Annotated in this window: 6 protein-coding genes; 1 reads left to right on the forward strand and 5 read right to left on the reverse strand. The window is 47.7% G+C overall.

The annotated features are described in order from the left end of the window. Positions 1–168: 168 nt before the first annotated feature. From DW036_RS25080 to DW036_RS25085, 3 genes are all read right to left on the reverse strand, one after another. Entirely contained in the window at positions 169–642 is a 474-nt protein-coding gene (locus tag DW036_RS25080) for an N-acetylmuramoyl-L-alanine amidase (RefSeq protein WP_118466703.1), read from the reverse strand. 8 nt (positions 643–650) lie between these two features. After that, positions 651–746: a smalltalk protein gene (locus DW036_RS25690; RefSeq protein WP_158585993.1), complete on the reverse strand. Its 96-nt coding sequence runs from the start codon at positions 744–746 to the stop codon at positions 651–653. A gap of 102 nt (positions 747–848) precedes the next feature. Next, positions 849–1,361, reverse strand: a complete 513-nt coding sequence (locus DW036_RS25085) for an HU family DNA-binding protein (RefSeq protein WP_118422433.1) — start codon at positions 1,359–1,361, stop codon at positions 849–851. A 362-nt stretch (positions 1,362–1,723) separates the two neighbouring features. Between DW036_RS25085 and DW036_RS25090 the strand changes: the two genes are divergently transcribed. Next, positions 1,724–1,972: a DUF4248 domain-containing protein gene (locus tag DW036_RS25090; RefSeq protein ID WP_118466705.1), complete on the forward strand. Its 249-nt coding sequence runs from the start codon at positions 1,724–1,726 to the stop codon at positions 1,970–1,972. Between the two features lie 157 nt (positions 1,973–2,129). On the opposite strand, the gene DW036_RS25095 is transcribed toward DW036_RS25090, so the two are convergent. Both DW036_RS25095 and DW036_RS25100 read right to left on the reverse strand, forming a co-directional pair. Further along, positions 2,130–3,026: an Rpn family recombination-promoting nuclease/putative transposase gene (locus DW036_RS25095; protein WP_118466710.1), complete on the reverse strand. Its 897-nt coding sequence runs from the start codon at positions 3,024–3,026 to the stop codon at positions 2,130–2,132. Between the two features lie 275 nt (positions 3,027–3,301). Continuing rightward, entirely contained in the window at positions 3,302–5,065 is a 1,764-nt protein-coding gene (locus DW036_RS25100) for a bifunctional DNA primase/helicase (protein ID WP_187374679.1), read from the reverse strand. Between the last annotated feature and the right edge of the window lie 137 nt (positions 5,066–5,202).

Below are 5,202 nucleotides of genomic sequence, written 5' to 3' on the forward strand. Positions count from 1 at the left end.
TCCAAATATATCTATCATTTTTTCACTGGTTTTTTGAAACTATTTTGTAACTCACTGATTGATAAGGATGTTGTAGAACATGTTTTTTAAGGAGGGCGTGGCCGGGCACGGAAGGGAGCACATTATATATATACGTGCGCGTGCGAAAGGGAAATTGGGATAGCAGGGTTATAGATAGGCAGGATTCTGAGGCGGGGGATCTTGCAAAATAGTAGAAGCATGGAAGCAAGGACACTCTTTTATCCATTCTTCCGGTTCTATTTCACCGTTATGGTTCAGGTCGGGGCTGAGATCACGATGCCCCACTACCCTACTGCCGGGATAATCTTTTAATAATAACATGACCAATACACGGAGGGAATGTTGCTGGAAATCGGTTCTCGTATCGGAAGCGCGACCATTTGTATCCAGACCGCCTTCATAGCATATACCTATGGAGTGCGCATTGTACCCTTTCGCATGTGCACCGGGCGTTTTTACCGGACGAAGACTTTTGATATCCCCGTTCTTCCTTATATAATAATGATAGCCTGCGCCGGAGAAGCCCCGGCGCAGGTGGTCTGTGGTTAAATCATATTCCGTATAGCAACGGTCAGCGCGGGTGGCGCTGCAATGAATCACGAGTAAATCAATTTTTCTCATAGATTAGCCTATAACGTCATCGCATTCGCACTAAAAGCGCCGATTAAAGCCGAAGCCACTGCAATTACAATTTTCAAAATCTTGTCCCAAGTCGTTTTCTTCATAAGAGAGTTTTTTTAGTGATTAGCGATTAGTGATAAATGATAAGCAGGCTGCGCAGCCTTTAATTTTAATTCTTTAATTTCTAAAGCCTCCGGCTTTAGACCCTATCCCAGCGGATCATCTTCAATTCCGCCGTCACCGCCGGAATCCCCACCGCCGGAGTTGCCACCGGAAGAACTGCCATCTTCGTCTTTCGGGCTATAAAGCTGGAAGGTAATATTATTGGGGGCACTTCGAGTGGTGGCATTCGCCTCGTTCACCAGTCTCAGACTGCTATCCGTGAGGAAACGAATGTTCACCTTATCGATATTCTTCACCACACAATCCTCGGCTTTCTCAGTTCCCACGCTATGAAAGGTGGTATAAAACACTCCGAAGCCATCCAGTTTCACACTGTCCCCGTCTGTCAACTTACGTTTCAGGTTACGCACGATAGCTTTCATCACATGCTCCACGTCCTCGGCAGACATGCCGCCCATTTCTTCGATTTCCTGGGAAAGGCGCTTGATGTCATACAACCTGGAGGTGCGAGCTTTACGCTTCAGGTAATTCAGTTTAGGAGACGAGGCATCCCCGACTTTCCTGTGGCGCAAGGTGCGCTCTACAATTACTGCCATAAAATTAAAAAGGTTTAAGTTATAAAAAATAAGTTCCTGTCGCCTGAAGCGAAAAGAGAGAAAATCCCGCGGCGATCTTCCTTTTCCGATTCGGTGAAACAAAGGTACGACAGGGTGATGAAAGGAATTCCGGTTCAGTCCGGTTGGGAAAGCAATGGGAACAATAAAGCATTAATAAATGGTAACTATATACGAGTTTACAGAGGGATGAAATAAATGCGGGGAAAATTCAGCTAAATTCCCCCGCAAAATGGAATATTTAATTATCCATTCATAATATTCCCCTCTTAAAGAGTTGTATTATTCACGAAAAATCAGTAACTTTACGTCATATTTAAACCCCATAAACTTAAACTTTAATTATGACAAAATCTGATGCAAACCTCTCTACAGAAGAGGTATTCCCCATCCGTAGTTACGGAAAAGGCGAACTCGCCTGTCTCTATATCCACAACGTACAACAGGCAAGCGCCGTCAAGGAATTCAACATTTGGATTCGGAAAGCACCCGGACTGGAACAGAAACTTTTGGAAACAGGAATGAGCCGCAGTGCAAGGAGGTACACCCCGAAGCAGGTACGGCTCATCATAGAAGCGTTGGGAGAACCTTAAATTGGAAGTCCGAGTGCTTCATTAACCGATATTATTTGTAGTTGAATTAGCTCTTTTCTTTCGGGGTATGAATCAGTTACGAGCTACAAGTAGCTGCGCTATATTCCGAAAGAATCCATGCAAATGAAAAGTACATGCATAATCCTGTTACTTTTTTTTAGAGTCTTTCTATATCTTTGATAGATAAACCCGTCACCTGATGGATAACCTCGAAGGAAATATTCAAGGATTTCATTGTTCGAGCATTCTCTACGTTTCTTTCTTCCCTACCTTCTTCCCTACCTTCCTGCATACCTTTCTGCCAGCCTTCCTGTCTGCCTTCCTCTGCCGCCGTACTCAGCACATCGTTCTGAATCATCACGGCATTGATATGTTCGTCATACGCCAGTTGTTCCGCCCTGTCCATATTGTAATAAGTCAGTTTGCGGCGTGCTTCTTCCAGTCCGGGAGCTTTCGTATCGGGGCGGATAATACCGGTTTTCAGATACTCTATCCACTCCTCAAGTGGGGTGACGGCTACTTTATTGAACTCATTCACCCGGATCAGGAAGTATTCGGGGAAGATCTCGGCAGGAAGCTTGCGCACGATAGCGTCCTTCTCTTTGGTGGTAACCTCAAGGAAATCGCCCGTATGTACACCTACAAAGGAGTTCTGACCGTGGTACAAGTAATCGTTTCCCTTGCCAATGTCGAAATAGAGAATGCTGATGGAGTACACTTTCTTCACTTCCGAGTAAAGTTCTCCCAGTTCGATATGCTCCGTGATGGCCTTGGCAACGCCGAAAAGGATGCGTTCCAAATAATATATTTCGCGCGTGTTCTGCACCTCTACGATGATGATTTCATCCTTGCTATTACGCGCCTTGATGTCCACACGGTTGAACTTCTCGTTTTCACGTTGCTGATTGCCCTCGCTTTCCAAGATCTCGACGATGCGGATAGGCTCGCCCAGCAACACGGTGAGAAAACCTTCGAGCACACCAAAGTTGGCCTTGTTGCGAAGCAAACGCTTAACAGCCCAATCAAAACGTATATATCTGTCTTTCTGTTCCATGACTTTCTGTTTTTTCGTCTTTCCAATTATCCACAAAGGTAAGCATTATTTCTGTTGCAAACGTGCCGGAAAGCAATAATTTACTTCATTACTGGAGGGGGATGAATAAAGTGATTAGTGTTTAGTGATAAGTGATTAGCACCATTCGGTATATGATTTCAATGGATTCTCTGTACCGGAGACACAACAAATGATGCGGGAACTGTATACCGAATGGTGCTAATCACTTATCACTAAACACTAATCACTCTATCCCTTTCTTTTCCAGACATACCTTAAATCCACGCCTTATTGTCAAACTGCGTATTTATGGGGCCGGGCCTATCGCCCGCCCCCTCTTCACAAGGCGAGTAGCGCCCGTTTACAATGTTATACACGAAAGTCGCATTGCCGGGAGTACCCAGATGCTTGAACTTCACCTTCTCAACATGTATCGTCACCAATCCTTTCTGATCGTCACGTTCCACGATGATACCGAAATCGGCCTTGTTATAAAAATCCGAGGAACCGAAGATGTCATACATCCCCACACAGGGCGTGACACCCGTCAGCGGATTGCGGTTCATCTTGCGCGGATGGGCTACAAGGATGACCAGGCAATGGTAGTGCGTGGCAAAGCGGCTCAGACTGTTCAGCAGTGAAGACAGGTATTGAAGCTCCGTCTGTCCCGGCGGAAGGCGCTGGTCGATGCGGTTCAGCGGGTCGATAACCAGGATACGGATACCTTTACGCACTACCAACCCGCGGGCTTTCTGCAGGATCGTGTCTATGGAATAATCCTCATCGCCCGGAAGGATGTGGCACACATTTTCCGTAAGGAACTGCACAGACTTTTGGTAAAGCTCCTCCGTCATCCCGATACTGGGATTAAATCCGAAACCCGTCAACTTCTCAATCAGCTTACGGTGATGATACACGATGGGCATATTCTCGGGGCTGAAATAGGCAACCTTCCACTGGTGGCGCAGGCAAAGTCGCATTACCAGCTCGTCCAACCATTCCGACTTACCGTCACCGGGACGGCCGCTGATTAGCAACAGACGCTGAAGCTCGAGCGTACAATATTTATCGAAATTCTCCCAACCAGTTTCGGCACCGCTACTCATGCCGTTCTCGTAGAGGGCACGCAGCTCCCCGGCGAGCTCTTCGGCAGTGAAGACTCCTTCCAAAGGGATTTCCTCAGCCTGCTCTATGCAGATACCAAGACTCCCGGCACCAAATTGAGCCAGATGCTCATTGGCGTCCTTGCACCCCGGACCAAAATGCACAATCCGGCAACGCTCCGTTCCCAGGCGGCGGAGAAGCTCATCACGCAGTTTCAGGCCGGCGGAATCCTCGTCCACGGCGATATAAATGGTTTTCTTATCTTCAAAGTGAGTGGGAATGAAACGATCCAGCCAAGTCAGGTTACTGTTGGCACCGCTGGGCACGGATACGACATCCCGACGGCCGATGGTGACGAACGAGGCGGCATCCAGTTCACCCTCGGTGATGATACATTCGGGTGTGTCCAGGATGGAGTCTATGTTGTAGGGGATGAGTTCAGCATCCTTCACCATTTTGAAATGCTTCTGTCCGCTTCGGAATTTGGTGTTAACCAATTCACCGCTTTCGAAGTAATTGAAGCAGATGCAGTTCTCCAGTTTGCCGGACTGGGGCATAAATTCTTCCTGTTCGGTGATTCTCAGGTCGCGGATGGCGGACTGGGACAGGTAGCGGGTGGAAACGAGGTAGTGCTCGGTCTTTTCGCTAAGTGTCAGCCGAGTGGGGTCGAAGGTCGGGCGGCGAAAATGGGCGGGAGGTACTTGCTGCCGTTTGCGCGACTCCGCCCTTTGGCGGCGTTCGCGGAGTTCGGTTTCGTCGGGGACACAGCCTTTCCAGCCGCAGTGGTGGCAAAGGAACTTACCGTCGTCCAGATTGACGGAAAGGGATTTGTCACGCTTGTTATGGCGGGTTTCTGTGCAGTGGGGGCAAGTGGTTTTGATGTGGCCGGCAGTGCGTCGGTTGACGTCGATGCCGAGGGAATGGAAATCTCTCATTGTAGTGTATTTGACGGAGTTTTTTTATTTTGTCCTTTTGTTCTTCTGCCTGAAAAATAAAAGTCTGTTCAAGTCTGTTTTTTACCTCACGAGACCGTTCTTTTCGTCCCGTGGAAGGATTATTGTCATCCCACGGG

Source organism: Bacteroides sp. AF39-11AC (assembly GCF_003474285.1).
In the GTDB taxonomy this organism is placed as follows: Bacteria; Bacteroidota; Bacteroidia; order Bacteroidales; family Bacteroidaceae; genus Bacteroides.